A 26,182-nucleotide genomic window follows, 5' to 3' on the forward strand; every position below is an offset into this window, starting at 1 on the left:
CTTTTTCAGCGATCCGCGCCGCGCCAACGCACGGCGGCAGTAACAACGGCCAACGAAACCACTCCTTGGCGCTTGTTTTTGGCACCACGCCGCAGCGCCACACTCCCGAAAAGAGTCACTCCATGCTCCGCGTAGCCCTGCCCAACAAGGGTGCCCTGTCCGACATCGCCTCCACCATGTTCAAGGAGGCCGGCTACCTCCAGCGCCGCGATTCCCGCGAACTGGTCATGGTCGACGAGGACAACAACGTTGAATTCTTCTACCTGCGTCCCCGCGACATCGCCGTCTACGTCGGCCGCGGCATCCTGGACGTGGGCATCACCGGCCGCGACCTGTACCTGGACGCGGATGTCGACGACGACGTCGAAGAGCTGATCCCGCTGGGCATCGGCAAATCGGCCTTCCGCTTCGCCGCCCCGGTCGGCGCCTATACCGAGGCCAGCCAGCTGAACGGCAAGCGCATCGCCACCAGCTACGACGTGCTGCTGCGCCACTATCTGGAAAAGTCGGGCATCCAGGCCTCCGTCGTCCGCCTGGACGGCGCCGTGGAATCCTCGGTCCGCCTGGGCGTGGCCGACGCGATCGCCGATGTCGTGGAAACCGGCAACACCATCAAGGCCGCCGGCATGGAGATCTTCGGCGAGACCCTGCTGGCCTCCGAGGCCGTGCTGATCGGCCGCATCGGCCACCAGCCCGCCGGGCTGGACGTGCTCACCCGCCGCCTGAGCGGCGTGCTCGTCGCCCGCCAGTACGTGATGCTGGACTACGACGTGCGTCGCGACCTGGTGGAACAGGCCTGCGCGCTGACCCCCGGCCTGGAATCGCCGACCGTTTCCGACCTGGCGAACTCCGACTGGTGCGCGGTGCGCGCTATGGTCAAGAAGTCGCAGACCAACAACATCATGGACGAGCTGTACGACGTGGGCGCCCGCGCCATCCTGGTCAGCCAGATCCACGCCTGCCGCATCTAGCCGGCCCCACCCAAGGAGCACAACGCGATGAGTGTTGCAATTCGAGTGATTCCCTGCCTCGACGTCGATGCCGGGCGCGTGGTCAAGGGCGTGAACTTCGAAGGCCTGCGCGACGCCGGGGACCCGGTGGAGCTCGCCCGCCGCTACAACCTGGCCGGCGCCGACGAACTGACCTTCCTGGACGTCACCGCCTCCAGCTCGGACCGCGAGACCACCTACGAGGTGGTCCGCCAGACCGCCGAGGAGGTCTTCATCCCGCTGACCGTCGGCGGCGGAGTGCGCGCCGTGGAAGACGTCGACCGGCTGCTGCGCAACGGCGCGGACAAGGCGTCGATCAACACCGCCGCGGTTTCCCGGCCCGAGGTCATCAACGAGATCACCGAGCGCTTCGGCTCGCAGGTGCTGGTGCTGTCGCTGGATGCGCGCCGCACCACCGACCCGGCGATCGCCTCCGGGTTCGAGGTGACCACCCACGGCGGCCGCCAGGGCACCGGGATGTGCGCGGTGGCCTGGGCCAAGGAAGCCGCCGAGCGCGGCGTGGGGGAGATCCTGCTGAACTCCATCGACGCCGACGGCACCAAGGACGGGTTCGACCTGGAGATGATCCGCGCCGTGCGCAAGGAGGTCAGCGTCCCGCTGATCGCCTCCGGCGGCGCCGGGCGCCCGGAGGACTTCCCGCCGGCCATCGAGGCCGGGGCCGACGCGGTGCTCGCGGCCTCGATCTTCCACTTCGGCCCGACCGACATGATCGCCCGCGTCAAACAGCAGATCCGCGAGGCCGGCTACCCGGTCCGCTAGCGGCGCCCACGCAAAAGGTGCCGGCCCCCTCGAAGGGGCCGGCACCTTTTGCGTTGGCCTCAGGTCTGCGGGATCGCGTCGGCCCCGGAAGCTAGAGCGATGGCCTGTAGCTCTTGATGATGTCCAGCGCGGTGTCCCCGCCCTCGAAGGTCACCAGGCAGTGGTCGGTGCGCCCGAAGGCGTAGAGCATGAGCTCGGCGACCGGGCCGCTGATCGACACCGCGTTGCGGGCCTTCTTGGCCACGTGGCGCTGGCCGTCCGGGCGGGTGAGGATGATGCCGACCGGGGCCTTGCGGAACAGCAGCCGGGACATCCGGGTCAGCGACTGCCAGAGCAGCTCGGTGTACTCCTTGTCCAGCACGCGCGGCGCCCACTGCCCGCGGGCGCGGCGCACGTCCTCGGTATGGACGAAGTATTCGCTCAGGTTCGCGGCCTGGTCCACCTTGTCGATGGAGAACGGCGAGTACTTCGCCGGTCCCGAGCGGAAGCGGCGCACCAGCGCGGCGTAGCGTTCGGGGGACTGCGCCTCGTCGGCGGTCTGCCGCAGCTTCTCCTCCAGTTTCCCGGACAGCGGCTTGAAGAGCGTGCCGGCGGAGAGCAGCGAATTCTCGCGCAGGACGAGGTGCGCGGCCAGGTGGCGGGTCTGCCAGCCGGCGCACAGGGTTTCGGCGGTGGGACCTGCTGCCAGCAGCGTCTCGGCCAATGCCAATCGGGAAGCGTGAACTAAGTGCATCACCTCTGAAACTAGCACGCTTCGCCGCGCCGTGCGCGCAACACGACTCGGGTGTCGGGACCTGGGGCCAGGAGGCCGTCGGCCGCAGGTCACGGGGCGCGCAATCGGGCGTGCACCCAGTATGCTGTAGGGGATGGCTACTTCTCATGGGGGTCCGCGGCCGGACCCCGAATTCCCGGAACTCGACCCTGCGATTGCGCGGCGTCTCAAGCGCGATGACAACGGCCTGTTCGCCGCGATCGTGCAGCAGCACGACACCGGCAGGGTGCTCATGCTCGGCTGGATGGACGACGAGGCCCTGCGCCGCACGCTGTCCACCGGCCGGGTGACCTTCTTCTCCCGCTCCCGCCAGGAGTACTGGCGCAAGGGCGATACCTCCGGACACTTCCAGTTCCTGAAGTCCGCGGCGCTGGACTGCGACGGCGATGCGCTGCTGCTGCAGGTCGACCAGGTGGGCGCGGCCTGCCACACCGGCACCGAATCCTGCTTCACGGGACGCGAGCTGCCGGCAGTCGTCGGCCACCGCCCGGCCTAGGCCGCCCCGGAACCGTCCGCACTGACCAGGCATCGCCCGCACCAAGGCCCGCGCACGGGCCGGACGACCAGAGCATCGACCAGCGCCTAGAAGAAGAAACAGATGAAAACCCTCGGCACCATTTCACCCACCCGCGAGGCATTCCTCGCCATGGCGGCCACCCGCCGCGTCATCCCGGTCACCCTGTCGGTGCTGGCCGACTCGCTGACCCCGATCGGCCTGTACCGCACCCTGGCCGGCGGCCGCCCGGGCACGTTCCTGATGGAGTCGGCCGCCGCCGGCGGCGTCTGGAGCCGCTACTCCTTCATCGGCGTGAACTCGCCGGCCACCCTGAGCACCCGCAGCGGCGAGGCCTACTGGCAGGGCACCGCCCCGGCCGGCCTGCCCTCCGGCGGCGTCGGCGTCGAGGTGCTGCGCGACACCGTGCGCGCCCTGCACACCGCGCCGATCCCCGGCATGCCTCCGCTGACCGGCGGCATGGTCGGCTTCATCGGCTGGGACTGCGTGCGCCACTGGGAGAAGCTGCCCAACCCGCCGGCGGACGACCTGGACCTGCCCGAGCTGAGCATGAACCTGGTCGGGGACATGGCGGTGCACGACGCCACCGAGGGCACCGTGACGCTGATCGCCAACGCCATCAACTTCGATGACAGCGATGAGCGCGCCGAGGCGGCCTACGACGCCGCCGTCGCGCGCCTGCAGGCCATGCTCGACCAGCTGGCCGTCCCGGTGCAGGGCGCGGCCGCCGTGCTGACCGGCACCGACGTGCCCCGCGAGCAGCTGATGGATTCGGTCACGCATTCCTGGGCTGAAAACGAGTACCTGCAGGCGCTGGCCAAGTCCAAGACGGCCATCGTGGACGGGGAGGTCTTCCAGATCGTGGTCTCCCGCCGCTTCGAGCTGGAGACCCGGGTCGACGCGCTGGATGTCTACCGGGTGCTGCGCGCCACCAACCCCAGCCCCTACATGTACCTGTTCAACTTCGTCAACGAGCACGGCGAGCCGTTCCAGATCGTCGGCTCCTCCCCGGAAGCGCTGGTCACCGTCAACGACGGCCACGTCGTCACCCACCCGATCGCCGGCTCCCGGCCGCGCGGGGCGAACTACGAGGAAGACCAGCTGCATGAGAAGTCGCTGGTCAACGACCAGAAGGAACGCGCCGAGCACCTGATGCTGGTGGACCTCTCGCGCAACGACCTTTCGCGGGTCTGCCAGGCCGGCAGCGTGGAGGTCACCCAGTTCATGGAGGTCGAGCGCTTCAGCCACATCATGCACCTGGTCTCCAACGTCGTGGGCAAGGCGCGCGAGGACGTGGACGCGTACGACGTGCTCGCCGCGACCTTCCCCGCCGGCACCCTTTCCGGGGCGCCGAAGCCGCGCGCCCTGCAGCTGCTCGACCAGTACGAGCCCTACCGCCGCGGCATCTACGGCGGCGTGGTGGGCTACCTGGACTTCGCCGGGGACATGGACATGGCCATCGCCATCCGCTCCGCGCTGCTCAAGAACGGCCGCGCCTACGTGCAGGCCGGCGGCGGCATCGTGAACGACTCCAAGTTCGCCGACGAGGCCCTGGAAACCGTGAACAAGGCGGCCGCGCCACTGCGAGCCGTGTGGGCCGCGCAGTCCATGCGCGCCGCGCACACCACCACCGAATCGGATGAGAGCAAGTGAAGCAGAAACTGACCGCCCGCAACCTGGCCTTCCTCGGCGCGCTGGGCGCCGTGATCGTGCTGTGGTCCGCCACCCGCACCTGGATCACCGTCGACGTGGCCTCCGGGACCGTGCAGATCCCGCAGATCGTGGTCGACGGCGCCTCCGCGGCGGCCGCCACCACCGCGCTGTCCATCGCGGTGCTGGCCGGATCGCTGGCGCTGCTGATCGCCGGCAAGATCTCCCGCTACATCATCGCGGCCATCTGCCTGCTGGCCGGCATCGCGATCATCGCCGCCGGCGCGGCCACGCTGGCCGACCCGCAGGCCGCGGCCTCCACCGCGGTGTCCACCGCGACCGGGCTGGCGCAGAACGCCGCGCAGTATTCGGTGAGCGCCTGGCCGGCAGTGGCCGTCGCCGGCGGCGCGCTGATCGCCGTGCAGTCGGTGCTCGTGCTGGTCTTCGCCCGCAGCTGGGCGGTCAAGGCGGACAAGTACTCCCGTTCGGCCGGGAAAACCGCGCTCGAACCCAAGGACGCTTCCTCGTGGAACATCTCCAGCTGGGAACAGCTTTCGGACGGCGAGGACCCCACCGCGGATCGCCGCTGAGCGTGATTCCGGCCACCCGCCCGACACGTTCGCCGCAGGAATAGGCCTGAAGCGAATTCAGATGGCAGAATGGAACCAGCAGATCACCGTGCGGGTCCCGGAACCGGGCGCGCACACGCACCACAACTACCAAGGAGACATCGAGCAATGTCGCAGAAAACCGACATCGATCCGGTATACACCGAGCAGATCGGCCACGGCAACTCCGTCGCTGCCTGGGCTTGCGTCCTGACCATGATGGTCGGCGCCATTGCCGGCGGCATCGCCTTCGCGAACCTGAACTGGACCTTCTTCTGGGTTTCCATGGGCGTCGTCGTCCTGGGCCTGGTCCTCGGCGGCGTGCTGAAGGCCGCCGGCTTCGGAGTGGGCGGTTCGCGCAGCGGAGCAGCTCACTAAATTGACTGTTCTTGATGACATCATCGCGGGCGTCCAGGAAGACCTGGGCGCCCGTCGCGCGCTTCAGAGCCTTGAGGCTGTCAAGCGCCGCGCGGCGCAGGCGCCTGCCGCGCTCGACGCCTACGCCGCGCTGGGCGGCCATGCCGACCCCGCGCAGCGCGACACCACGCTGCGGGTGATCGCCGAGGTCAAGCGCAAGTCCCCGTCCAAGGGCGCGCTGGCCGAGATCCCGGAGCCGGCAGTGCTGGCCGCCGAGTACGAGGCCGGCGGCGCCTCGGTGATCTCCGTGCTGACCGAAGCCCGGCGCTTCGGCGGCTCGTTGGAGGACCTGGACGCCGTGCGCTCCGCGGTGCGCATCCCGGTGCTGCGCAAGGACTTCACGGTCGACGAGTACCAGATCTACGAGGCCCGCGCCCACGGCGCCGACCTCGTGTTGCTCATTGTTGCGGCGCTGGATGACCAGACGCTGCGAACTTTTCTAGAATTGACCCATGACTTGGGAATGAACGCTCTGGTGGAGACCCACACCGAGGAGGAGATCGCACGTGCGGTCGCCGTCGGCGCGAAGATCATCGGCGTGAACGTGCGCAACCTGAAGACGCTGGATGTGGATCCGGCGAACTTCGGCAAGCTCGCCCACCTGCTGCCGGCCGGCGCGGTCATCGTCGCCGAATCCGGCGTGGAGTCCACCGTGCAGGTGCGCCAATACGCCGCGGACGGCGCCGACGCGATCCTGGTCGGCGAGGCGCTGGTCAAGCACGCCGACCCGCGCACCTCGGTGCGGGAGTTCATCCAGGCAGGAACCGCGGCCAAGCCGCAGCGCTGAGGCGGTTGACCCGCCCAGGTGCAGCCCACCAAACTGATCGTGCCCCGCAGGAAGCTTCCGGCGGGGCACGAAATCTACCACGATTGACGTTTCGTTGAAGGAAAGAGGGAATCGATGAGCACACCGGAGCACTCCGAGCACGCCGACTCGATCGACCAGCAGTCGCTAAAGCATGCCAGCGGCCCGTACTTCGGTGCCTACGGCGGACGATGGATGCCAGAATCCCTCATGGCCGCGATGGACGAGCTGAACGAGACCTTCGAAGCGGCCAAGAACGACCCCGAGTTCGTCGCCCAGGTGCGCGACCTGAACACCAACTACTCCGGACGCCCCTCGCTGCTGACCGAGGCCAAGCGCTTCTCGGAGCAGTTCTGCGGCGGGGTGCGCATCTTCCTCAAGCGCGAGGACTTGAACCACACCGGAAGCCACAAGATCAACAACGTGCTGGGCCAGGCGCTGCTGGCCAAGCGCATGGGCAAGACCCGCATCATCGCGGAGACCGGGGCTGGCCAGCACGGCGTCGCCTCGGCGACCGCCGCCGCCCTGATGGGCCTGGAATGCGTGGTCTACATGGGCGCCGAGGACTGCCGCCGGCAGGCGCTGAACGTCGCCCGGATGCGCCTGCTGGGCGCCACCGTCATCCCGGTGACCGTCGGCTCCCAGACGCTGAAGGACGCGATCAACGAAGCGCTGCGCGACTGGGTCGCCAACGTGGAAACCACGCACTACCTGCTGGGCACCGCCGCCGGCGGGGCGCCGTTCCCGGCGATGGTCCGCTATTTCCACGAGGTCATCGGCGAGGAGGCCCGCGAGCAGATCCTCGCGCAGGCCGGACGCCTGCCCGACGCGGTCACCGCGTGCATCGGCGGCGGCTCGAACGCCATCGGCATCTTCCACGGTTTCCTGGATGACAAGGACGTGGCGTTGTACGGCTTCGAGGCCGGGGGCGACGGCGTGGACACCGACCGCCACGCCGCGACCATCACCCTGGGCCGCCCCGGCGTGCTGCACGGCGCGAAGAGCTACCTGATGCAGGACGACGACGGGCAGACCATCGAGTCGCACTCGATCTCCGCCGGCCTGGACTACCCGGGCGTCGGCCCCGAGCACGCGTTCCTGGCCGACATCGGCCGCGTGAACTACGAACCGGTCACCGACACCGAGGCGATGGACGCGTTCAAGGCGCTGTGCCGCACCGAGGGCATCCTGCCGGCGATCGAGTCCTCCCACGCGCTGGCCGGCACCATCCGGCTGGCGCAGAGGATGATCGCCGACGGCGCCGCCCCGGAAGAGACCATCATCATCGTGAACCTCTCCGGCCGCGGGGACAAGGACGTGGGCACCGCCGCCGCCTGGTTCAACATGATCGACGAAAAAGACGCAGACGCGGAGATCAGCGGCGCCGCGGCGGCCGCCGAGCGCTCCGCAGCGGACAGCGAGGAGAAGTAGATGACCCGGGCAACCAGCGCCCAGAAGATCGCCGCGGCCCGCGCCGAGGGCCGCCCGGCACTGATCGGCTACCTGCCTGCAGGCTTCCCGGACGTGCCCACCAGCATCGAGGCGGCCGTCGCGCTGGCCGAGAACGGCGTGGACATCATCGAGATCGGCATTCCGTACTCCGACCCCGTGATGGACGGCGAGGTCATCCAGGCCGCCACCGTGCAGGCCCTGGCGAACGGCTTCCGTGTGGCCGACGTGTTCGAGATCGTGCGTGGCATCACCTCGCGCACCGACGCCGCCGTGATGGTCATGACCTACTGGAACCCGGTGCTGCGCATGGGCGTGGACGAGTTCGCCCGCCGCTTCGCGCAGGCCGGCGGCTCCGGGCTGATCACCCCCGACCTGGTGCCGGAGGAAGCCGGCGAGTGGATCGAGGCCAGCGAGAAGCACGACCTGGAACGCGTGTTCCTGATCGCCCCGTCCTCCACCGAACAGCGTGTGCAGCGCACCGTCGACGCCTCCTCGGGCTTCATCTACTGCGTTTCGCTGATGGGCGTGACCGGGGCCCGCTCGGAGGTGTCCTCCGCCGCGCAGGCGGTGGTGGACGCCGCCCATGAAGCCGGAGCGGAAAACGCCTGCGTGGGACTGGGTGTCTCCAAGCGCGAGCACGTGCAGGAGATCGGCGCCTACGCGGACGGGGTCATCGTGGGCACCGCCCTGGTCGCCGCGCTGCGCGACGGGGGAGTGGCCGCGGTGGGAGCCCTGGCCGCCGAGCTGAGCGGCGCCGCCGCCAAGGAGCACGCCTAGGATGAACCTGCCCGCACAGCTTGCCCTGGCCCTGCCGGCCTCCATCCCGTCGCCGCCGGCGGAGTTCTCCAAGTTCTCCATCGGCCCGCTGACCATCCACGCCTACGCGCTGTGCATCCTGGCGGGCATCCTGCTGGCCCTGTGGGTGACCAACCGCCGGCTGACCGCGCGCGGCGGCAACTCGGACATGCTCTGGGACATCGTCATCTGGGCGATCCCCTTCGGCATCGTCGGCGGGCGGCTCTACCACGTGTTGATCACCGACCCGGGGTACTACTTCGGCCTAGGCGGGCAGCAAGCCCACTGGGCTGAAATACCCCAGCTGTGGCTGGGCGGGCTGGGCATCATGGGAGCGATCTCGCTCGGCGCGGTCGGCGCGCTGATCGGCTGCCGGCGGGCCGGGGTCAGGCTCTCTGCCTTCGCCGACGCCGCCGCCCCGGGCGTGCTGCTCGCGCAGATGGCCGGACGCTGGGGCAACTGGTTCAACCAGGAGCTCTTCGGCGCCCCGACCACCCTTCCCTGGGGCCTGGAGATCGACCCGGGCAACCACAACTTCCCGGCCGGGCTGCCGGCGGACACGCTGTTCCACCCGACGTTCCTGTATGAATCGGTCTGGAACCTGCTGGGCTTCTTCGTGCTGATCGGGCTGGACCGCAAGTTCCAGCTGCGCCGCGGCGCACTGTTCTGGTGCTACGTGATCTGGTACGGCATCGGCCGCACCTTCACCGAGTCGCTGCGCCTGGATCCGGCTGAAATCATCACCATCGGCCCGCTGTCCCTGCGCATCCACCAGTGGCTGGCCATCGGCTTGATTGTGCTGGGCACCGTCGCGCTGGTCTACGTGCTGGCCAAACTGCGCCCGCAGCACCAGGACTCGATCTTCCTTCCGGGCCGCGAACCCGAGCTTGCTCCAACGGGGCGCGAGGCGAAGGCCGACGGGGCCGAGGGCCCCGCGAAGCCTTCCGGCACCGAAGCTTCCGGCACGGAAGCTTCCGGCACGGAGCCATCGGGCACGGCCAGCTCCGAGGGCGGGTCGGAGGACTAGCCGCACGACGCCGCACAGGGGACCATCCACCAGGATGGTCCCCTGTTCCGTCCCCGCCCGGCCGTGCCGCAGGGGCACGTCAAAAAACCGATTCCGAGCGACACATTTGCCGCGCCGGAGATCACTGCCGGGTCTCGCCCGCAACATGCCTGAAACATTCCGGCCCCCTGGAACCGGCGCAATCAGCGGTGCGGGCTGCGCGCCCGCCTGCCGGTGCCCTCCGGCATTGCGGAAAGTCCTAGGCGCTTTTAACATTTCGGAAACACAACCGTGCGCTCGAAAGAAACAAACGGTGCGTAGTCTGAATTCCACGCGCCGCACCGGAAGCCTCCCCACCCCGCGGAGACCCGGCGGTGCGTGAACCACAACGAGGTGGGAACCGTTCGTCCCTCGAAACCTCGACCGTAGAGCCCACCGGCGCTACCAGTTCGATGTGTTTGGGCACGATGACGAAACACAGGTGGCCGGCAGCCGATGGAGCACAGCACCGAGCATTGATGCCGCGCAGCGAATTGTCGCCAGCCGGACCGCCTTTCCTGCTTGAACCATAGAAAGGCACGCTCATGAGCATGACCGGAGTCCAGTTGAACGCCTCGCCAGATTTTGGCGGGGGACGCCCCTCGCCCTACACCCGATTCTCCGCCGTGCCCCCCGCGCAAGGCCTGTACGACCCCGCCGCAGAGAAGGACGCCTGCGGCCTGGCGATGATCGCATCGCTGAAGAACTCCGCGTCCCACGAAATCGTCTCCCACGCGCTGACCGCCCTGCGCCGCCTGGAGCACCGCGGCGCGATCGGCGCCGACGAAGGCACCGGCGACGGCGCCGGCATCCTGCTCCACCTGCCCGACGCCTTCCTGCGCAGCGTCGCCGACTTCGCCCTCCCGGCCCCCGGGTCCTACGCCGTCGGCATGGGCTTCCTGCCTGCCGAGGCCGCCGAGCTGCAGCTGGCCCGCGAGGAGCTCGAAGCCCTCGCCGAAGAGGAAAACCTCACCGTGCTCGGCTGGCGCGACGTGCCGGTGGACGCCTCCGTGCTGGGCGCCTCGGCCCGCGCCGTGATGCCGCACATCACCCAATTCTTCGTCGCCGCCCGCAGCGGCGCCGCCGCGCGCGAGCTCGACGCCGCCGCCTGGCGCATCCGCCGCCGCGCGCACAACAAGTCAGGCGTCTACTTCGCCTCGTTCTCCTCGCAGAGCATCGTCTACAAGGGCATGGTCTCCACCGCTCAGCTGGAGCCGTTCTACCCGGACCTGTCCGATCCCGGGTTCGCCAGCCGCTGCGCGATCGTGCATTCGCGCTTCTCCACCAACACCTTCCCCTCCTGGCCGCTGGCCCAGCCCTTCCGCACCATCGCGCACAACGGCGAGATCAACACGGTCAAGGGCAACCGCAACTGGATGCGCGCCCGCCAGGCCACGCTGTCCTCCGAGCTGCTCGGCGAAGTGCCCGAGGAACTGTTCCCGATCTGCACCGCCGGCGCCTCGGACTCCGCCTCCTTCGACGAGGTCGCCGAGATGCTCATGCTCTCCGGGCGCAACGTCGCCGAGGCGATCATGATGATGATCCCGCAGCCGTGGGAGAACGACGCCGCCATGGACGCGGACCTGCGCGCCTTCTACCAGTACCACTCGATGCTGATCGAGCCGTGGGACGGCCCGGCCGCCGTGTGCTTCACCGACGGCACGATGGCCGGCGCGGTGCTCGACCGCAACGGGCTGCGCCCGGCCCGCTGGTGGGTCACCGACGACGACCTGGTGGTGCTGGCCAGCGAGGTCGGCGTGATCGACGTCGCCGAGGAGCACATCCTGGCCAAGGGCCGCGTCGCCCCGGGCAAGATGTTCGCGATCGACCTGGACGCCGGGCGCATCGTGCAGGACGCCGAGATCAAGGCGCAGGTCGCCGCCGCCAAGCCGTGGCGCGAGTGGGTGGCGCAGAACCTGAAGTCGCTGGACGACTTCCCGGACCTGGAGCACGTGCGCCACAATTCGGCCTCCGTGCTGCTGCGCCAGCTGACCTTCGGCTACACCACCGAGGAACTGCGCGTCATCCTGGCCCCGATGGCCGCCAACGGCGCCGAGCCGCTGGCCGCCATGGGCACCGACACCCCGATCGCCGCGCTGGCGGACCGCCCGCGCCTGCTGTTCGACTACTTCACCCAGTCCTTCGCGCAGGTCACCAACCCGCCGCTGGACGCCATCCGCGAGGAGCTGGTCACCTCCCTGGGCACCTCGATCGGGCCCGACGGCAACCTGCTGGCGCTGGACCGAGTCCCGCAGACCCACCTGGCGCTGGACTACCCGGTGCTCTCCAACGACCAGCTGGCCAAGATCGTGAACCTGCGCGATGAAGCCGGTGCCAAGTACTCGCTGAAGGTGCGCGGGCTCTACCGCCCCACCGGCGGCGAATCCGAGCTGCGCGTCCGGCTGCAGGAAATCTGCGAGAAGGTTTCGGCCGCGGTGAACCGCGGGGTGCGCTACATCGTGCTCTCGGACCGCGACTCCTCGGCCGCCTGGGCGCCGATCCCGTCGCTGCTGCTCACTTCCGCGGTGCACCACCACCTGCTCAAGAGCTCGATGCGCACCCGCGTGTCGCTGATCATCGAGTCCGGCGACGCCCGCGAGGTGCACCACATCGCGGCGCTGGTCGGCTACGGCGCCAGCGCCATCAACCCCTACCTGGCCCTGGAGTCAGTGGAGCAGATGGCCGACAACGGCGAACTGCCCGGCGTGGGCCCGGCCAAGGCCGGCGCCAACCTGATCAAGGCGCTGGGCAAGGGGCTGCTGAAGATCATGAGCAAGATGGGCATCTCCACGGTCTCCTCCTATTGCGGGGCGCAGACCTTCGAGGCCCTCGGCCTGTCCCAGCGCGTGGTGGACCAGTACTTCACCGGCACCGCCACCAAGCTCTCGGGCATCGAGCTGGACGTGGTGGCCGCCGAGGCCGCCGCCCGGCACGCCCGCGCCTACCCGCAGATCGCCGGCGGCGCGCAGCCGGCCGAGCTGGAAACCGGGGGCGAATACCAGTGGCGCCGCGAAGGCCCGCCGCACCTGTTCAACCCGGAAACCGTCTTCCGGCTGCAGCACTCCACCCGGACCCGCCGCTACGACGTGTTCAAGGAGTACACCAAGGCCGTCGACGACCAGGCCGCGGAGCTGAAGACCCTGCGCGGGCTGCTTCAATTCGACACCGCCGGCATCACCCCGATCGACATCGACGAGGTCGAGCCGGTCTCCGAGATCGTCAAGCGGTTCGCCACCGGCGCGATGAGCTACGGCTCGATCTCCGCCGAGGCGCACGAGACCCTGGCCATCGCGATGAACCGGCTGGGCGCGAAGTCCAACACCGGCGAGGGCGGCGAGGACCCCGAGCGGCTGCTGGACCCGCAGCGCCGCAGCGCGGTCAAGCAGATCGCCTCCGGACGCTTCGGCGTGACCAGCCTGTACCTGACCAACGCGGACGACATCCAGATCAAGATGGCCCAGGGCGCCAAGCCCGGCGAGGGCGGCCAGCTGATGAGCCAGAAGCTGTACCCGTGGATCGCCAAGACCCGGCATTCCACCCCGGGCGTCGGGCTGATCTCCCCGCCGCCGCACCACGACATCTACTCGATCGAGGACCTGGCCCAGCTGATCCACGACGCCAAGTGCGCCAACCCCTCCGCGCGCGTGCACGTGAAGCTGGTCTCCGAGTCCGGCATCGGCACCGTCGCGGCCGGCGTGGCCAAGGCCAAGGCCGACGTGGTGCTGGTCTCCGGGCACGACGGCGGCACCGGCGCCTCGCCGATCAACTCGCTCAAGCACGCCGGCACCCCGTGGGAGCTGGGCCTGGCCGAGGCGCAGCAGACGCTGATCCTCAACGGGCTGCGCGACCGCGTGACAGTGCAGGTCGACGGCCAGCTGAAGACCGGGCGCGACGTGCTCGTCGGCGCCCTGCTGGGGGCCGAGGAGTTCGGTTTCGCCACCGCCCCGCTGGTGGTCTCGGGCTGCATCATGATGCGCTTGTGCCACCTGGACACCTGCCCGGTGGGCGTGGCCACGCAGAACCCGGTGCTGCGCGAGCGCTTCTCCGGCAAGGCCGAGTTCGTGGTGAACTTCTTCGAGTTCCTGGCCCAGGAGGTGCGCGAACTGCTCGCCAGCCTCGGGGCCCGCACACTGGCCGAGGTCGTCGGCCGCGTCGAGCTGCTGAAGGTCGACCGGGACCAGCTGGACGCGCACCGGAAGGTCGCCGGCCTGGCGCTGCAGGCCATCACCCACGTGCCCGACGTGCCGCTGGCTGCCCGCAGCCGCCGGACCGTCCAGGACCACGGGCTCCAGTCGCACCTGGACCAGCAGCTGCTGGCCGCCGCCCAGCCGGCGCTGGCGGACCGGCTGCCGGTGGCCATCGAGGCGCAGATCGCGAACACCGACCGCTCGGTGGGCACCCTGCTGGGCCACCACGTGACCAAGACCTTCGGGCTGGACGAGCTGGATGCGGACACCATCAAGGTGAACCTCGCCGGCCGCGCCGGCCAGTCGCTGGGCGCGTTCCTGCCCGCCGGCATCACCCTGTCCCTCTCCGGCGACGCGAACGACTACGTCGGCAAGGGCCTGTCGGGCGGACGGATCGCGATCCATCCGCCGCAGCGCACCGAATCCGCCCCTGAGGAGCAGGTCATCGCCGGCAACGTGGTGGGCTACGGCGCCACCAGCGGGCAGCTGTTCATCAACGGCTGCGTGGGCGAACGCTTCGCGGTGCGCAACTCCGGGGCCACCCTGGTCGTGGAGGGCATCGGCGAGCACGGCTGCGAGTACATGACCGGCGGCACCGTGCTGGTGCTGGGGGAGACCGGACGCAACTTCGGCGCCGGCTTCTCCGGAGGCACCGCCTGGGTGCTGGACTTCGATGCGGCCACCTTGAATCCGCTGGCCGCCGCCGACGGCGACCTGCTGATCCGGCCGCTGGACGACGCGGAAGCGGAGGCGGTCTACGCGCTGCTCACCGAGCACATCGCGCTGACCGCCTCGCCGCTGGCCCAGCGCCTGGTGCTGGACTGGGAACGCACCCGCACCCGCTTTACCAGCATCATCCCGCGCGGCTTCGCCGCCGTGCAGCAACTGCGAAGCGACGCCCTCGCGGCCGGGGACAACCCGGACTCGCCGGACGTCTGGACCAAAATCCTGGAGGTGACCCGTGGCTGATCCACGCGGATTCTTGACGGTGACCGAACGCGTCACCCAGCCCAAGCGGCCGGTGCCGATCCGGCTCATGGACTACCGGGAGGTGACCGAACGCCAGGCGGCCGGCACCCTGAAGTCCCAGGCCGGGCGCTGCATGGACTGCGGCGTGCCGTTCTGCCACAACGGCTGCCCGCTGGGCAACCTGATCCCGGAGTTCAACGACCTGGTCTTCAAGGACCGGATGGACGACGCCGCCGCCCGGCTGCTGAGCACCAACAACTTCCCGGAGCTCACCGGGAAGCTGTGCCCGGCCCCCTGCGAGGCTTCCTGCGTGCTGGGCATCAACCAGCCGGCGGTGACCATCAAGCAGGTCGAGGCCGAGCTGGCCGAGCACCTGATGGACGCGGGGGAGTTCACCCCGGCCCCGCCGGCGCGCCACACCGAGTTCCGCGTGGCGATCGTCGGCTCCGGCCCGGCCGGCCTGGCCGCCGCCCAGCAGCTGACCCGCGCCGGGCACACCGTGGCGGTCTACGAGCGCGACGAGGCGATCGGCGGGCTGCTGCGCTTCGGCATCCCGGACTTCAAGCTGGAGAAGCACGTCGTCGACCGCCGCCTGGAGCAGATGCGCGCGGAAGGCACGATCTTCCGCACCGGCATCGAGATTGGCAGGGACATCACCTGGCAGCAGCTGCGCCGCGACTACGACGCCGTCATCGTCGCCACCGGTGCCACCGTTCCGCGCGAACTGCCCGTGCCCGGCCGCGAGCTGGACGGGGTGCACCACGCGATGGAATTCCTCGTCGAGAACAACCGCGTGGTGGCAGGCCTGAAGCCCGAGCGCAGCATCGATGCCAAGGGCAAGCACGTGGTCGTGCTGGGCGGCGGAGACACCGGGTCGGACTGCATCGGCACCGCGCTGCGCCAGGGGGCGGCCAGCGTCACCACGCTGGCGATCGGTAAGCAGCCGGGCACCGAACGCAGCGAGAACCACCCGTGGCCCATGATGCCGGTGCTCTTCGAGGTGCAGTCCTCGCATGAGGAAGGCGGGACGCGCAGCTACCTGGCCTCGACCGTGGACTTCGTGGCCGGCGAGGGCAGCAAGCAGAACGCCGTGATCGGTGTTACAGTGGCAGAGACAGAATTTGTTGCTGGCAAGCGCCTCCCGAAGCCCGGAACCGAACGCGTCATCAAGGCGGATCTGGTTTTGCTTGCCCTCGGGTTCACCGGTCCGGAAGATTCCGGATTGGTCGAACAGGTCAGTACCGAATTCGACAACCGGGGCAACGTCGCCCGAGATGGCTACTACATGACGAACACCGATGGGGTGTTCGCCGCCGGGGACTCCGGACGGGGACAGTCGCTGATCGTGTGGGCAATCGCCGAGGGGCGCGCCTGCGCAGCCTCGGTGGACAAGTACCTCATGGGCTCGACCACGCTTCCCGCGCCCGTAGCTCCAACCGATAGGGCCATCAGCATCATTTGAGAGTCACAGGCTTGAATGCGGCACACCCCACCCGGGGTGGGCCGCATTTTGCCTACGGTTTACATGAAAGGCATATGGCTGACGGAATGAGACGCGCAAAGATTGTTGCTACCTGGGGCCCTTCCCTGGCGAGCTATGAAAACACCGTAGCGGTACTGAAGGCGGGCGTCGACGTGGCCCGCTTGAACATGAGCCACGGGGACCACTCCATGCACGCGCAGTCCCTGGCGAACGTGCGCAATGCGGCCGCCGAGGTCGGCCGAGCGGTCGGCGTCTTCGCCGACCTGCAGGGCCCTAAGATCCGGCTGGGCCGCTTCAAGGACAACGCGAAGTACATCCTGGAAACGGGTGAGGAATTCACCATCACCATCGAGGAGGTCGAAGGCACCCGCAACCTGTGCGGAACCACCTTCAAGGGCCTGCCCACCGATGTCCAGGTGGGCGATTTCCTGCTGGTCAACGACGGCAAGGTCAAGCTCAAGGCCATCGAGGTCACCGACACCGAGGTGCGCTCCGAGGTGGTTGTCGGCGGCGAGGTGTCCAACAACAAGGGCATCAACCTGCCAGGCGTGGCGGTCAACGTGCCTGCGCTGAGCGAGAAGGACGAGGAGGACCTGCGTTGGGCGCTGCGCGCCGGCATCGACATGGTCGCGTTGTCCTTCGTGCGCAACGCCAGCGACATCGAGCGCGTGCACGAGATCATGGACGAAGAAGGCCGCCGCGTGCCGGTCATCGCCAAGATCGAGAAGCCGCAGGCCGTTGCCGCGCTGGAGGAGATCGTCAATTCCTTCGACGCCATCATGGTCGCCCGCGGCGATCTGGGCGTGGAACTGCCGCTGGAGGACGTGCCGGTGGTGCAGAAGCGCGCCGTGGAGCTGGCCCGCCGCTGGGCGAAGCCGGTCATCGTCGCCACCCAGGTGCTCGAATCCATGATCGAGTCGCCTACCCCGACGCGCGCCGAGGCCTCGGACTGCGCCAACGCGGTGCTCGACGGCGCCGACGCGGTCATGCTCTCGGGGGAGACCTCGGTGGGCGCCTACCCGGTGGAGACCGTGGAGACCATGTCCCGCATCATCGCCTCCACCGAGGAGCACGGCCTGGACCGCATCCCGCGCCTGGGCTCCAAGCCCAAGACCCGTGGAGGGGCGATCACCCGCGCTGCGGTGGAGATCGCCGACCAGCTCGATGCGAAGTACATCGTGGCGTTCACCCAGTCCGGCGACTCGGCCCGGCGCCTGTCGCGCCTGCGCCCGAAGAAGCCGGTGCTGGCGTTCACCCCGCTGCAGCAGACCTACAACATCATGACCCTGATGTGGGGTATCCAGGCGCGACTGGTCGCCTACGCGGACCACACCGACAAGATGACCGCGCAGGTCGACGAGGCACTGCTCTCCGAGGGACTGGCCGAGCCGAACGACATCGTCTGCATCGCCGCCGGTTCCCCTCCGGGACAGGCCGGATCGACCAACTCGCTGCGCGTGCACAAGGTCGGTGACCTGGCCGACGCAGGCCAGCTGGTCAACGGCAAGCCGATGCCCGCCCGCGAAACGGTCGGCCCGTGGGATCCGGAAAACGTTTCCGTGCCCAAGTCGCTGTAACCAGGCGGACGCCGGCCGGCAGGACCCGTTTGCGCCACGTTTATCGTGGTGCGGGCGGGTCCTTTGCCGTGCTCGGCCGGGTGCCGCCTGGGAGGTCGTGCGGGGCGGCGCGAAACGTGAAAAAACCGCTGGCCGCAGTTGGATAACTGCGGCCAGCGGTTTGTATTGGTGCCCAAGGTGGGACTCGAACCCACACATCTTTCGATACCGCATTTTGAGTGCGGCGCGTCTACCGATTCCGCCACTTGGGCGAGCACAAAGAATATCCTACTTGAGGGTTCAGTGATTTCCTAATTGAGTTCATGGGCGATTTCCGCCGTGATTTCAGTGCAAGCCAGTAGGCTTGGAAGTGACACTGAGGCAACGGGGCTTCAAGTACTGGAACCACCGAAATCTGCCGATCATGATGGCAGGAATTCTTAAGACGAAGGACGGCGCCGAATGAGCGAGCTACCAGAAATTACCCGAATCCCCTCCGAGCCGAGCAGCTCGCCGCGCCGCGTGATCGTGGCCGAAGACGAGACGCTGATTCGCCTGGATATCGTCGAAATTCTGCGTTCCGAAGGCTACGACGTCGTCGCCGAGGTCGACAACGGCCAAAGCGCACTGGAGCAGGCCCGCGAGCTGAAGCCGGATCTGGTGTTGATGGATGTGAAGATGCCGGTCATGGACGGCATTACCGCTGCCGAAGCCATTGTGAAGGAACGTATCGCCCCGGTGGTCCTGCTGACCGCATTCAGCCAGAAAGAGCTCGTGGAGCGTGCCCGCGAAGCCGGCGCCATGGCGTACGTGGTCAAGCCGTTCACCCCGGCCGACCTGACCCCGGCGATTGAAATCGCGATCTCCCGCAACGACGAACTGCGTGCGCTGGAGGACGAAGTCTCCAGCTTGGCCGAGCAGTTCGAGACCCGCAAGCTGGTGGACCGGGCCAAGAGCTTGCTGATCACCAAGATGGGCTTGAGCGAGCCCGAGGCCTTCCGCTGGATCCAGAAGACCTCGATGGACCGTCGTTTGAGCATGCGACAGGTCGCCGAAACCGTCATCGATCAGGTGAAGTAACCGGCGTAGTGCCGCTATTGCGCTGAAATGTGCGTCAGACCACCTGTGGTTTGACGCACATTTTTTATTTCAGTCGCGGTGCGCGGAATCTGCGTTGCCGGTGTTTGCGCAGGAAGTTGCAGGTTGTTCACCTTCCGTTAACCTTGTGTTGCCATGGTGGACATGTTGACGAACCATTTCATGGGCATAAGATTGAAATTACGCGCTGACCCTTGGTTTGGCGCGCCCTCCAACTCGCAACACGGATCGTCCGCGGTCCACGTAATTTTCCTTGCCGTTCGACCCCTCAGGCTGGTATTCAATGGATTTGACGCTTATCGTCGTCCTGGTCATTGCCTTGGCGTTGTTTTTCGACTTCACCAATGGTTTCCATGACACGGCCAATGCGATGGCCACCCCAATCGCAACCGGGGCAATCTCGCCCAAAAAAGCAGTTGCCCTCGCCGCAGTTTTGAACCTCGTCGGCGCGTTCCTTTCCACGGAAGTCGCCAAGACGATCTCCGGCGGCATCATCAACGAGGACCCCACCACGGGCGTCGCCATCGGCCCGGCCATGATTTTCGCCGGCCTGATGGGTGCGGTGATCTGGAACCTGCTGACGTGGCTGCTGGGACTGCCATCCAGCTCCTCCCACGCGTTGTTCGGCGGCCTGGTGGGCGCGGCGATCGTCGGTGCCGGATTCGGCGCCGTGAACTACGGCGTGCTGCTCTCCAAGGTGCTGCTGCCGGCCATCGTGGCCCCGCTGATCGCCGGTATCTCCGCATACCTGTGCACCAAGCTGGCCTACGCGATCACCAAGCGCCAGTCGGGGACCTCGCCCAAGCGCGGAGGTTTCCGCTACGGACAGCTCTTCTCCTCCTCGCTGGTGGCACTGTCGCACGGTACCAACGATGCGCAGAAGACCATGGGTGTTATCACCCTGACCCTGGTCGCCTCGGGCCTGCAGGACGCCGGCTCGCCGGTGCATTTCTGGGTTGTCGCGGCCTGTGCGTTTGCGATCGCGCTGGGTACCTACACCGGCGGCTGGCGCATCATCCAGACCATGGGTTCCGGCCTGACCGACGTGAAGCCTGCACAGGGCTTCGCCGCCGAGATGTCCACCGCATCGGCGATCCTGACCTCCTCGCACCTGGGCTTCGCGCTGTCGACCACCCAGGTCGCCTCCGGATCGGTGATCGGTTCGGGTCTGGGCCGCAAGGGTGCGGAAGTCCGCTGGGGCACCGCCGGGCGCATCGCCCTGGGCTGGCTGTTCACCCTGCCGGCCGCCGCCATCGTCGGCGGTCTGGCGGCGTGGATCACGCATGCGGGGACCATCGGCGTGGTTATCGTCGCAGCAGCCGGGCTGGCCGCAATGCTGGCCATCTGGGTGCTGTCCCGCAAGAACCCGCACACCCATGAAACCGCGCTGTCGGATATCGACAACTCCGGTGCAGCGGTGAACATCCTGAGCAAGAAGGAACGCCGCGCGAAGGCCAAGGCGGAAGCCAAAGCCAAGCAGCAGGCCCTGCGCGCCAAGGCCGAACGCGAGGAAGCCGAAGAAGAAAAGGTTGACAACGCATGATCGACTGGACAGCATTTCTGATCGTTGCCGTCGTTACGTGGGCTGCGGCCCTGCTGATCGTGGGCGCGTATTCCCTGGGCGTGCGCCTGCTGGCCGTGGCCAAGGACGAGGGCGCCAAGTCGGGCCTGCATAAGTCCGGTGCCTACGCCTGCTTCACGCTGTGCGGGCTGATCGTCGCTTTCGGCGTTGTGCTGATCGTGCCGCAGCTGAGCGAGGCAATCCTGGGGGTCTCCTAGGCCCACCGGCCTGACCTGCCGGGAACCGGCGGACAACTGAATATTGCCTTCGATGGAGGCACCCATAGACTAGAGCCATGACAAGCTTCAAGTACTACGTGGGTGCCTCCATCGACGGTTTCATCGCAGATCGCGCCGGGGATGCGCATTGGCTCCAACCGTTCACCAAGCTGGCCGGGGTCCGGGAGCACTTCGACGAATTCTTCGCGGGCGTCGGCGCGGTGGTGATCGGCGGCAAAACCTACGAGAACATCGCCCGCGACGTGGCCGAGGGCAAGCTGGAATGGATCTACGGGGACAAGCCGGTGTGGGTCTTCACGCACCACGAGCTGCCGACCGTGCCCGGGGCCGATTTAACCTTCATCCGCGGCGAGCTCGGCTTCTGGAGCCGCGATATTGCGCGCAGCGCCTCGGTGGGCGACGTCTGGGTGGTCGGAGGCGCGGATCTGGCCGGCGGCTTCGTGGAGGCCGGCATGCTCGACGAGCTGCTGCTGATCACCGTGCCGGTGCTGCTGGGGGACGGAGCGAACATCTTCGGCCGCGGCGTGAGCATGGAACTGGATGGGCTGGAGCTCAAGGAGCTGGGCGGCAACGTCTTCGCCTCGCGCTACGCGATCGGCTGATTGACCGCCCGCCAGCCGACGGCTCACTGCAAGAAAGCGCCCGTCCCGGCTCCAGCCGGGACGGGCGCTTCGACTTCATGCAGGGGCGGGAGCTAGGGCTCGACTGGCAGCAGCATGTTGGTGATGCGGGCGGTAGCCACGCGCTTGCCGTCTTCGTCGCTGATCACGATTTCGTGGGTGGTGCTGCGCCGGCCCAGGTGCAGCGGCGTGCAGACGGCGCTGACCAGTCCGGCGCGCCCGGCGCGGTGGTGCGTGATGTTCAAGTCCACGCCCACCGGGTTGGCCTTGCCGGCCCCGTGCAGCGCGGCGGCGAAGGAACCCAGGGTTTCGGCCAGCGCGGCCGAGGCGCCGCCGTGCAGGATGCCCCTCACCTGGGTATTGCCCTGCACCGGCATGGTGGCGCAGAGCCGGTCGACCGCGAAGTCGGTGAAGACGATGCCCAGCTTCTGGACCAAGGTGCCCACCCCGTGGTCCGACAGGAAGGGCCACATGCCCTCGGGGACGCCGTGGGAGGAAAGCTGCTCCGCAAATGGGTGTGCTGAAGATTGCGCGGGTTGGGAAGTGAAATTGTCGCTCATGCCAACTAGGCTTTCAGGTGTGAGCGAAACTACCAAACCGACGCCCACGTCGGACAACAGACTGCTGATCATCGACGGACACTCCATGGCATTCCGCGCGTTCTATGCGCTGCCGGCGGAGAACTTCGCCACGAGCACCGGTCAGCACACCAACGCCGTGCACGGCTTCGTCTCGATGCTGCTGACAATGATCCGCCAGCAGAAGCCGACCCACGTCGCGGTGGCCTTCGACCTGGACACCCCGACCTTCCGCATGCAGGAATACAGCGAGTACAAGGGCGGACGCAACAAGACGCCGGAAGAGTTCTACGGGCAGATCGAGCTGATCCAGCAGGTCATGCAGGCGATGAACATTCCGAGCATCAGCCTGGACCCGTTCGAGGCCGACGACATCCTGGCCACCCTGTCCACCCGCGGCGAGGAGGCCGGCTTCAGGGTGCTGGTGGTTTCCGGCGACCGCGACGCCTTCCAGCTGATCACCGACAAGACCTTGGTCTTGTACCCGAAAAAGGGCATCAGCGATATTCCGCCGATGGATGCCGATGCTGTCGAGGCCAAGTACTTCGTGCGCCCCGAACGCTACTCCGATCTGGCGGCACTGGTCGGCGAATCGGCCGACAACCTTCCCGGGGTGCCCGGCGTGGGCCCGAAGACCGCTGCCAAGTGGATCAACCAGTACGGCGACCTGGCAGGCATTCTCGAACACGCCGAAGAGATCAAGGGCAAGGTCGGCGAGTCGCTGCGCGCCCACGTGGACAACGTGACCCGCAACCGCCGCCTGAACCAGCTGCGCCACGACCTGGACCTGCCGGTGACCCTGGACGAGATGGAGCTGGTGGCGCCGAACCGCGAAGAGATCGAGAACCTGTTCGACGCGCTGGAATTCAACACCCTGCGCAAGCGCCTGTTCGACCTGTTCGCGGCGCAGGAGGAGGAGACCGCCCCGGAGGTCGCCGAATTCGCCCGCGTCATCACCGACGACGAGCAGTCCCTGGCGGCCTTCCTGGCCGCCGGCGACGGCGCCCCGATCGCCATCCAGCCCGGCGTCGCGAACGGCGAGGCCGTCGGCCTGGGGCTGTTCCGCGGCAACGAGGCCGCCTGGGTGGAGCTTTCGGCGCTGGACCAGGCGACCGAAGCAGTGCTGGCGGACTTCTTGGCGGACGCCGATGCTCCGAAGATTTTCCACGATGCCAAGGCCGCCATGCATCTGCTGGCCGATCGCGGGCTGGAAGTCGCGGGGATCGCCGACGACACCCTGATCAGCGCGTACCTGATCCAGCCGGACCGGCGCAGCCACGAACTGGTCGACCTGGTGCAGTACCACATGAAATACCAGGTGCCGGTTTACCAGGCGAAGAAGGGCGAACTCGATCTGGGGCTGGCCGGGGAGCTGGCCGAACCGACCCTGGCCCAGGCGCAGGCAATCTTCGATTTGTCCGCCTTCCTGGACGCCAAGCTGGTGGAGAAGCACGCGGACAAGCTGGCCCGTGACATGGAGCTGCCGCTGATTCCGGTGCTCTTCGCCATGGAGCGCGCCGGCGTCGCAGTGAACCGCGAACGCCTCGATGAGCTGCGCGCGCATTTCACCGCCCAGGTGGACCAGTCGACCAACGAGGCGTTCGCCGCTATCGGCCACGAGGTCAACCTCTCCAGCCCCAAGCAGCTGCAGGTGGTGCTGTTCGAGGAGTTGGACCTGCCGCGCACCAAGAAGATCAAGACCGGCTACACCACCGACGCCGAGTCGCTGTCGGACCTGCTGGTCAAGACCGGGCATCCGTTCCTCATCGCGCTGATGGCCTACCGCGACGCGATCAAGCTGCGCCAGACCGTGGACGGGCTGCTCAAGGCGGTGCACCCTGACGGGCGCATCCACACCACCTACGCGCAGACCGTTGCGGCCACCGGCCGCCTGTCCAGCCTGAACCCGAACCTGCAGAACATCCCGGTGCGTTCGGAGGAGGGCCGGCGGATCCGCGACGTGTTCGTGGTCGGAAAGGGCTACGAAACCCTGCTGACCGTGGACTACTCGCAGATCGAAATGCGTATCATGGCGCACCTGTCGGGCGACGAGGGCCTGATCGAGGCCTATCGCAACGGCGAGGACCTGCACCGCTATGTCGGCTCGCGCGTGTTCAACGTGGAGCCGGCCGAGGTCACCTCCGAGATGCGCTCCAAGGTGAAGGCGATGAGCTACGGCCTGGCCTACGGGCTGAGCAGCTTCGGGCTGTCCAAGCAGCTGAAGATCGGCGTGGACGAGGCGCGCAAGCTCATGAAGGACTACTTCGACCGCTTCGGCGCCGTGCGCACCTACCTGCGCTCGGTCGTCGAGCAGGCCCGAAAGGACGGCTACACCGAGACGATCTTCGGCCGCCGCCGCTACCTGCCGGAGCTGAACAGCTCCGACCGGCGCCTGCGCGACATCGCCGAGCGCGCCGCGCTGAACGCCCCGATCCAGGGCTCGGCCGCGGACCTGGTCAAGGTCGCGATGCTCAAGATCGCCGACGGGCTGGCCGCCGGCGGATACGCTTCGCGGATGCTGCTGCAGGTGCACGATGAACTCGTGCTGGAGATCGCCCCCGGCGAGCTGGACGCGGTGCGCGAGCTGGTGACCCTGGAAATGGGCCGCGCCGCGGACCTGCTCGTTCCGCTGGACGTCCAGCCGGGCGTCGGCGCCACCTGGCACGAGGCGGCGCACTAGCCGCCCCGCCGGGCCGTACCCTCGCCGGTGCGGCCCGGCGGCGCAGCACTTCCTCCCACCGCCCATCGATGAAAGGCCCGACCCATGAACTCGCCCACCCCGCAGGGGATCAGACTTGAATTCATCGCGCCGGGACTCGTTGACGGGCAGCCCACGGAATCCTGGCTGAGGCTGGAACGCGCCATCGCCCGCGGCTTCCACGAGGCCAGCGCGGATGCCGAGGGGCGCAAGATCCTGGCGGAGCTCGATGTACAGGACGGGCTGCACTCGATCGTCGCGTTCGACGCAACCTCCACGGCGCCGAGCCTGCACGCAACGGACCCCGTGGGCACCTACTCGTATTTCGCCGGCACGCTGAACGTCGGCGGCCCGGAACCTGTGGACGTGCACGAGATCACCTCGGTCACCGTCAGCCCGACCCACCGCCGCCGCGGCATCCTGCGTTCCATGATCACCACGCATCTGGACCGCGCCGCGGCCGAAGGCATCCCGGTGGCGGTGCTGACCGCCTCCGAGGCCACCATCTACGGCCGCTTCGGCTTCGGGGTGGCCGCCGAACGCTGCCGCTTCGAGCTGGCCGCCGGGCAGGGCGCGCAGTTCCGCGCCCCCGCGGCCGGCACCGTGCAGGCAGTGGACCCGGCCGCCATCGCCGAACAGGTGGAACAGCTCTACCGCGCGCACCACCTCGCCACCCTCGGCTCGGTGAGCCACAGCGCCTTCGACCTGGGCCGGGCCACCGGCCGCTGGGAAAGCTACAACAACCTCAAGCCCCCGGAGAACCTGCGCGGCGCACTGCACTACGACGCCGACGGCACACTGGACGGATTCCTCACCTACACCTTCGAGGGATGGAAGCAGGCCCCGGCCACGATGTCCATCGGAACACTGTGCACCGCAAACGATGCCGCGCGCCGCGAGCTGCTCGCGTACTTATGCGACCACGACCTGATTGAACGCGTCACCGGGCGCGCCCCGGTGGACGACGTGCTGCCCACCGCCCTGAACAATGCGCGGGACTACAAGCTCACCGACCGCGGCGACCACCTGTGGGTCCGCATCCTCGACGTGCGCGCCGCGTTGCGAGCGCGGCGCTACCTGCACGATACGCGTGTTGTCCTGCGGGTGGGCGACGAGCTGGGCTACGCCGCAGGCACCTGGGCGCTGGAAACCGCCGACGGGGGGATGACGGTGCGCCGCGCGGATTCGGCCGAGGCCGAGGCTTCCCTCGACGCCCGGGATCTTGCCACCCTCTATCTGGGCACCCGCAGCGCCACGCACTTGGCGGGTGCAGGGCTGCTCGCCGAGCACCGGACCGGAGCACTTGGCGAACTGGACCGGCTGTTCACCGGCCCGCGGACCCCCTACTGCCAAGCGGATTTCTAGA

Annotated in this window: 21 protein-coding genes and 1 tRNA gene; 19 read left to right on the plus strand and 3 right to left on the minus strand. The window is 68.0% G+C overall.

What is annotated here, in order from left to right; all coding sequences use genetic code 11:
* Positions 1-122 precede the first annotated feature (122 nt).
* Entirely contained in the window at positions 123-971 is an 849-nt protein-coding gene (gene hisG, locus IEY43_RS01320) for an ATP phosphoribosyltransferase (RefSeq protein ID WP_188946770.1), read from the plus strand.
* A gap of 27 nt (positions 972-998) precedes the next feature.
* Positions 999-1,769 (plus strand): imidazole glycerol phosphate synthase subunit HisF, encoded by a 771-nt coding sequence (gene hisF, locus IEY43_RS01325; protein WP_188946771.1) that lies wholly within the window; start codon positions 999-1,001, stop codon positions 1,767-1,769.
* A 91-nt stretch (positions 1,770-1,860) separates the two neighbouring features.
* Here the strand turns inward: hisF and IEY43_RS01330 are convergent, their stop codons facing one another.
* Positions 1,861-2,502 (minus strand): TIGR03085 family metal-binding protein, encoded by a 642-nt coding sequence (locus IEY43_RS01330; protein ID WP_239464210.1) that lies wholly within the window; start codon positions 2,500-2,502, stop codon positions 1,861-1,863.
* A gap of 133 nt (positions 2,503-2,635) precedes the next feature.
* On the opposite strand from IEY43_RS01330, the gene hisI reads away from it, so the two are divergent.
* The 11 genes from hisI (at position 2,636) to pyk (ending at position 18,043) form a co-directional block, all read left to right on the plus strand.
* Entirely contained in the window at positions 2,636-3,037 is a 402-nt protein-coding gene (hisI, locus tag IEY43_RS01335) for a phosphoribosyl-AMP cyclohydrolase (RefSeq protein ID WP_188946773.1), read from the plus strand.
* 102 nt (positions 3,038-3,139) lie between these two features.
* On the plus strand, positions 3,140-4,708 hold the full coding sequence (locus IEY43_RS01340) for an anthranilate synthase component I (protein ID WP_188946774.1): 1,569 nt from the start codon (positions 3,140-3,142) through the stop codon (positions 4,706-4,708).
* Positions 4,705-5,295 (plus strand): Trp biosynthesis-associated membrane protein, encoded by a 591-nt coding sequence (locus tag IEY43_RS01345; protein ID WP_188946775.1) that lies wholly within the window; start codon positions 4,705-4,707, stop codon positions 5,293-5,295. The genes IEY43_RS01340 and IEY43_RS01345 overlap by 4 nt, the downstream gene beginning before the upstream one ends.
* Positions 5,296-5,442: 147 nt before the next feature.
* Entirely contained in the window at positions 5,443-5,691 is a 249-nt protein-coding gene (locus tag IEY43_RS01350) for an HGxxPAAW family protein (protein WP_188946776.1), read from the plus strand.
* Between the two features lies 1 nt (position 5,692).
* The gene (trpC, locus tag IEY43_RS01355) at positions 5,693-6,517 is read left to right on the plus strand and encodes an indole-3-glycerol phosphate synthase TrpC (protein WP_188946777.1); all 825 of its coding nucleotides are present in this window, start codon (positions 5,693-5,695) and stop codon (positions 6,515-6,517) included.
* A gap of 114 nt (positions 6,518-6,631) precedes the next feature.
* A complete protein-coding gene (gene trpB / locus IEY43_RS01360; RefSeq protein ID WP_188946778.1) occupies positions 6,632-7,966 on the plus strand; it encodes a tryptophan synthase subunit beta in 1,335 nt (444 codons plus the stop codon).
* Positions 7,967-8,764 (plus strand): tryptophan synthase subunit alpha, encoded by a 798-nt coding sequence (trpA, locus tag IEY43_RS01365; protein WP_188946779.1) that lies wholly within the window; start codon positions 7,967-7,969, stop codon positions 8,762-8,764. It begins immediately after the preceding gene.
* A 1-nt stretch (position 8,765) separates the two neighbouring features.
* Positions 8,766-9,809 carry a prolipoprotein diacylglyceryl transferase gene (gene lgt, locus IEY43_RS01370; protein WP_188946780.1) on the plus strand — a complete coding sequence of 348 codons (1,044 nt, stop codon included), beginning with the start codon at positions 8,766-8,768 and terminating at the stop codon, positions 9,807-9,809.
* A 563-nt stretch (positions 9,810-10,372) separates the two neighbouring features.
* Positions 10,373-14,983, plus strand: coding sequence for a glutamate synthase large subunit (gene gltB / locus IEY43_RS01375; protein ID WP_188946781.1), 4,611 nt, complete (start codon positions 10,373-10,375; stop codon positions 14,981-14,983).
* Positions 14,976-16,445, plus strand: coding sequence for a glutamate synthase subunit beta (locus IEY43_RS01380; protein ID WP_188946782.1), 1,470 nt, complete (start codon positions 14,976-14,978; stop codon positions 16,443-16,445). Before gltB ends, IEY43_RS01380 begins: the two co-directional genes overlap by 8 nt.
* Positions 16,446-16,531: 86 nt before the next feature.
* Positions 16,532-18,043, plus strand: coding sequence for a pyruvate kinase (gene pyk, locus IEY43_RS01385; RefSeq protein WP_188946783.1), 1,512 nt, complete (start codon positions 16,532-16,534; stop codon positions 18,041-18,043).
* A gap of 166 nt (positions 18,044-18,209) precedes the next feature.
* Here pyk and IEY43_RS01390 read toward each other — a convergent pair.
* A tRNA-Leu gene (locus tag IEY43_RS01390) sits at positions 18,210-18,294 on the minus strand.
* A gap of 190 nt (positions 18,295-18,484) precedes the next feature.
* Here IEY43_RS01390 and IEY43_RS01395 point away from each other — a divergent pair.
* The 4 genes from IEY43_RS01395 to IEY43_RS01410 all read left to right on the plus strand — a co-directional run bounded on the left by IEY43_RS01395 (position 18,485) and on the right by IEY43_RS01410 (position 21,522).
* Positions 18,485-19,102 (plus strand): ANTAR domain-containing response regulator, encoded by a 618-nt coding sequence (locus tag IEY43_RS01395; RefSeq protein ID WP_188946784.1) that lies wholly within the window; start codon positions 18,485-18,487, stop codon positions 19,100-19,102.
* Between the two features lie 301 nt (positions 19,103-19,403).
* A complete protein-coding gene (locus IEY43_RS01400) occupies positions 19,404-20,663 on the plus strand; it encodes an inorganic phosphate transporter (protein ID WP_188946785.1) in 1,260 nt (419 codons plus the stop codon).
* A complete protein-coding gene (locus IEY43_RS01405; RefSeq protein ID WP_188946786.1) occupies positions 20,660-20,899 on the plus strand; it encodes a hypothetical protein in 240 nt (79 codons plus the stop codon). The genes IEY43_RS01400 and IEY43_RS01405 overlap by 4 nt, the downstream gene beginning before the upstream one ends.
* A gap of 77 nt (positions 20,900-20,976) precedes the next feature.
* Entirely contained in the window at positions 20,977-21,522 is a 546-nt protein-coding gene (locus IEY43_RS01410) for a dihydrofolate reductase family protein (protein WP_188946787.1), read from the plus strand.
* Positions 21,523-21,614: 92 nt separating this feature from the next.
* Here the strand turns inward: IEY43_RS01410 and IEY43_RS01415 are convergent, their stop codons facing one another.
* Positions 21,615-22,100: a hotdog fold thioesterase gene (locus tag IEY43_RS01415; RefSeq protein WP_188946788.1), complete on the minus strand. Its 486-nt coding sequence runs from the start codon at positions 22,098-22,100 to the stop codon at positions 21,615-21,617.
* A gap of 85 nt (positions 22,101-22,185) precedes the next feature.
* Here IEY43_RS01415 and polA point away from each other — a divergent pair, with 85 nt between their 5' ends.
* Both polA and IEY43_RS01425 read left to right on the plus strand, forming a co-directional pair.
* Positions 22,186-24,798: a DNA polymerase I gene (gene polA, locus IEY43_RS01420; RefSeq protein ID WP_229777230.1), complete on the plus strand. Its 2,613-nt coding sequence runs from the start codon at positions 22,186-22,188 to the stop codon at positions 24,796-24,798.
* An 84-nt stretch (positions 24,799-24,882) separates the two neighbouring features.
* Complete coding sequence (locus IEY43_RS01425; RefSeq protein ID WP_188946790.1) at positions 24,883-26,181, plus strand: GNAT family N-acetyltransferase; 1,299 nt, start codon at positions 24,883-24,885, stop codon at positions 26,179-26,181.
* The last annotated feature ends 1 nt before the right edge of the window (position 26,182 follow it).

The sequence above is a fragment of the Glutamicibacter protophormiae genome (assembly GCF_014647495.1).
GTDB classification, from domain to species: domain Bacteria; phylum Actinomycetota; class Actinomycetes; order Actinomycetales; family Micrococcaceae; genus Glutamicibacter; species Glutamicibacter protophormiae.

What these genes read in the sequence shown, in the direction of transcription:
- lgt (WP_188946780.1), top strand. Translation starts at nt 8,766, where the DNA reads ATGAACCTGCCCGCACAGCTTGCCCTGGCCCTGCCGGCCTCCATCCCG.
- hisG (WP_188946770.1), top strand. Translation starts at nt 123, where the DNA reads ATGCTCCGCGTAGCCCTGCCCAACAAGGGTGCCCTGTCCGACATCGCC.
- gltB (WP_188946781.1), top strand. Translation starts at nt 10,373, where the DNA reads ATGAGCATGACCGGAGTCCAGTTGAACGCCTCGCCAGATTTTGGCGGG.
- trpB (WP_188946778.1), top strand. Translation starts at nt 6,632, where the DNA reads ATGAGCACACCGGAGCACTCCGAGCACGCCGACTCGATCGACCAGCAG.
- IEY43_RS01425 (WP_188946790.1), top strand. Translation starts at nt 24,883, where the DNA reads ATGAACTCGCCCACCCCGCAGGGGATCAGACTTGAATTCATCGCGCCG.
- IEY43_RS01405 (WP_188946786.1), top strand. Translation starts at nt 20,660, where the DNA reads ATGATCGACTGGACAGCATTTCTGATCGTTGCCGTCGTTACGTGGGCT.
- IEY43_RS01400 (WP_188946785.1), top strand. Translation starts at nt 19,404, where the DNA reads ATGGATTTGACGCTTATCGTCGTCCTGGTCATTGCCTTGGCGTTGTTT.
- polA (WP_229777230.1), top strand. Translation starts at nt 22,186, where the DNA reads ATGGCATTCCGCGCGTTCTATGCGCTGCCGGCGGAGAACTTCGCCACG.
- IEY43_RS01410 (WP_188946787.1), top strand. Translation starts at nt 20,977, where the DNA reads ATGACAAGCTTCAAGTACTACGTGGGTGCCTCCATCGACGGTTTCATC.
- IEY43_RS01350 (WP_188946776.1), top strand. Translation starts at nt 5,443, where the DNA reads ATGTCGCAGAAAACCGACATCGATCCGGTATACACCGAGCAGATCGGC.
- hisI (WP_188946773.1), top strand. Translation starts at nt 2,636, where the DNA reads ATGGCTACTTCTCATGGGGGTCCGCGGCCGGACCCCGAATTCCCGGAA.
- IEY43_RS01415 (WP_188946788.1), bottom strand. Translation starts at nt 22,100, where the DNA reads ATGAGCGACAATTTCACTTCCCAACCCGCGCAATCTTCAGCACACCCA.
- IEY43_RS01330 (WP_239464210.1), bottom strand. Translation starts at nt 2,502, where the DNA reads ATGCACTTAGTTCACGCTTCCCGATTGGCATTGGCCGAGACGCTGCTG.
- IEY43_RS01340 (WP_188946774.1), top strand. Translation starts at nt 3,140, where the DNA reads ATGAAAACCCTCGGCACCATTTCACCCACCCGCGAGGCATTCCTCGCC.
- IEY43_RS01395 (WP_188946784.1), top strand. Translation starts at nt 18,485, where the DNA reads ATGAGCGAGCTACCAGAAATTACCCGAATCCCCTCCGAGCCGAGCAGC.
- hisF (WP_188946771.1), top strand. Translation starts at nt 999, where the DNA reads ATGAGTGTTGCAATTCGAGTGATTCCCTGCCTCGACGTCGATGCCGGG.
- trpA (WP_188946779.1), top strand. Translation starts at nt 7,967, where the DNA reads ATGACCCGGGCAACCAGCGCCCAGAAGATCGCCGCGGCCCGCGCCGAG.
- pyk (WP_188946783.1), top strand. Translation starts at nt 16,532, where the DNA reads ATGAGACGCGCAAAGATTGTTGCTACCTGGGGCCCTTCCCTGGCGAGC.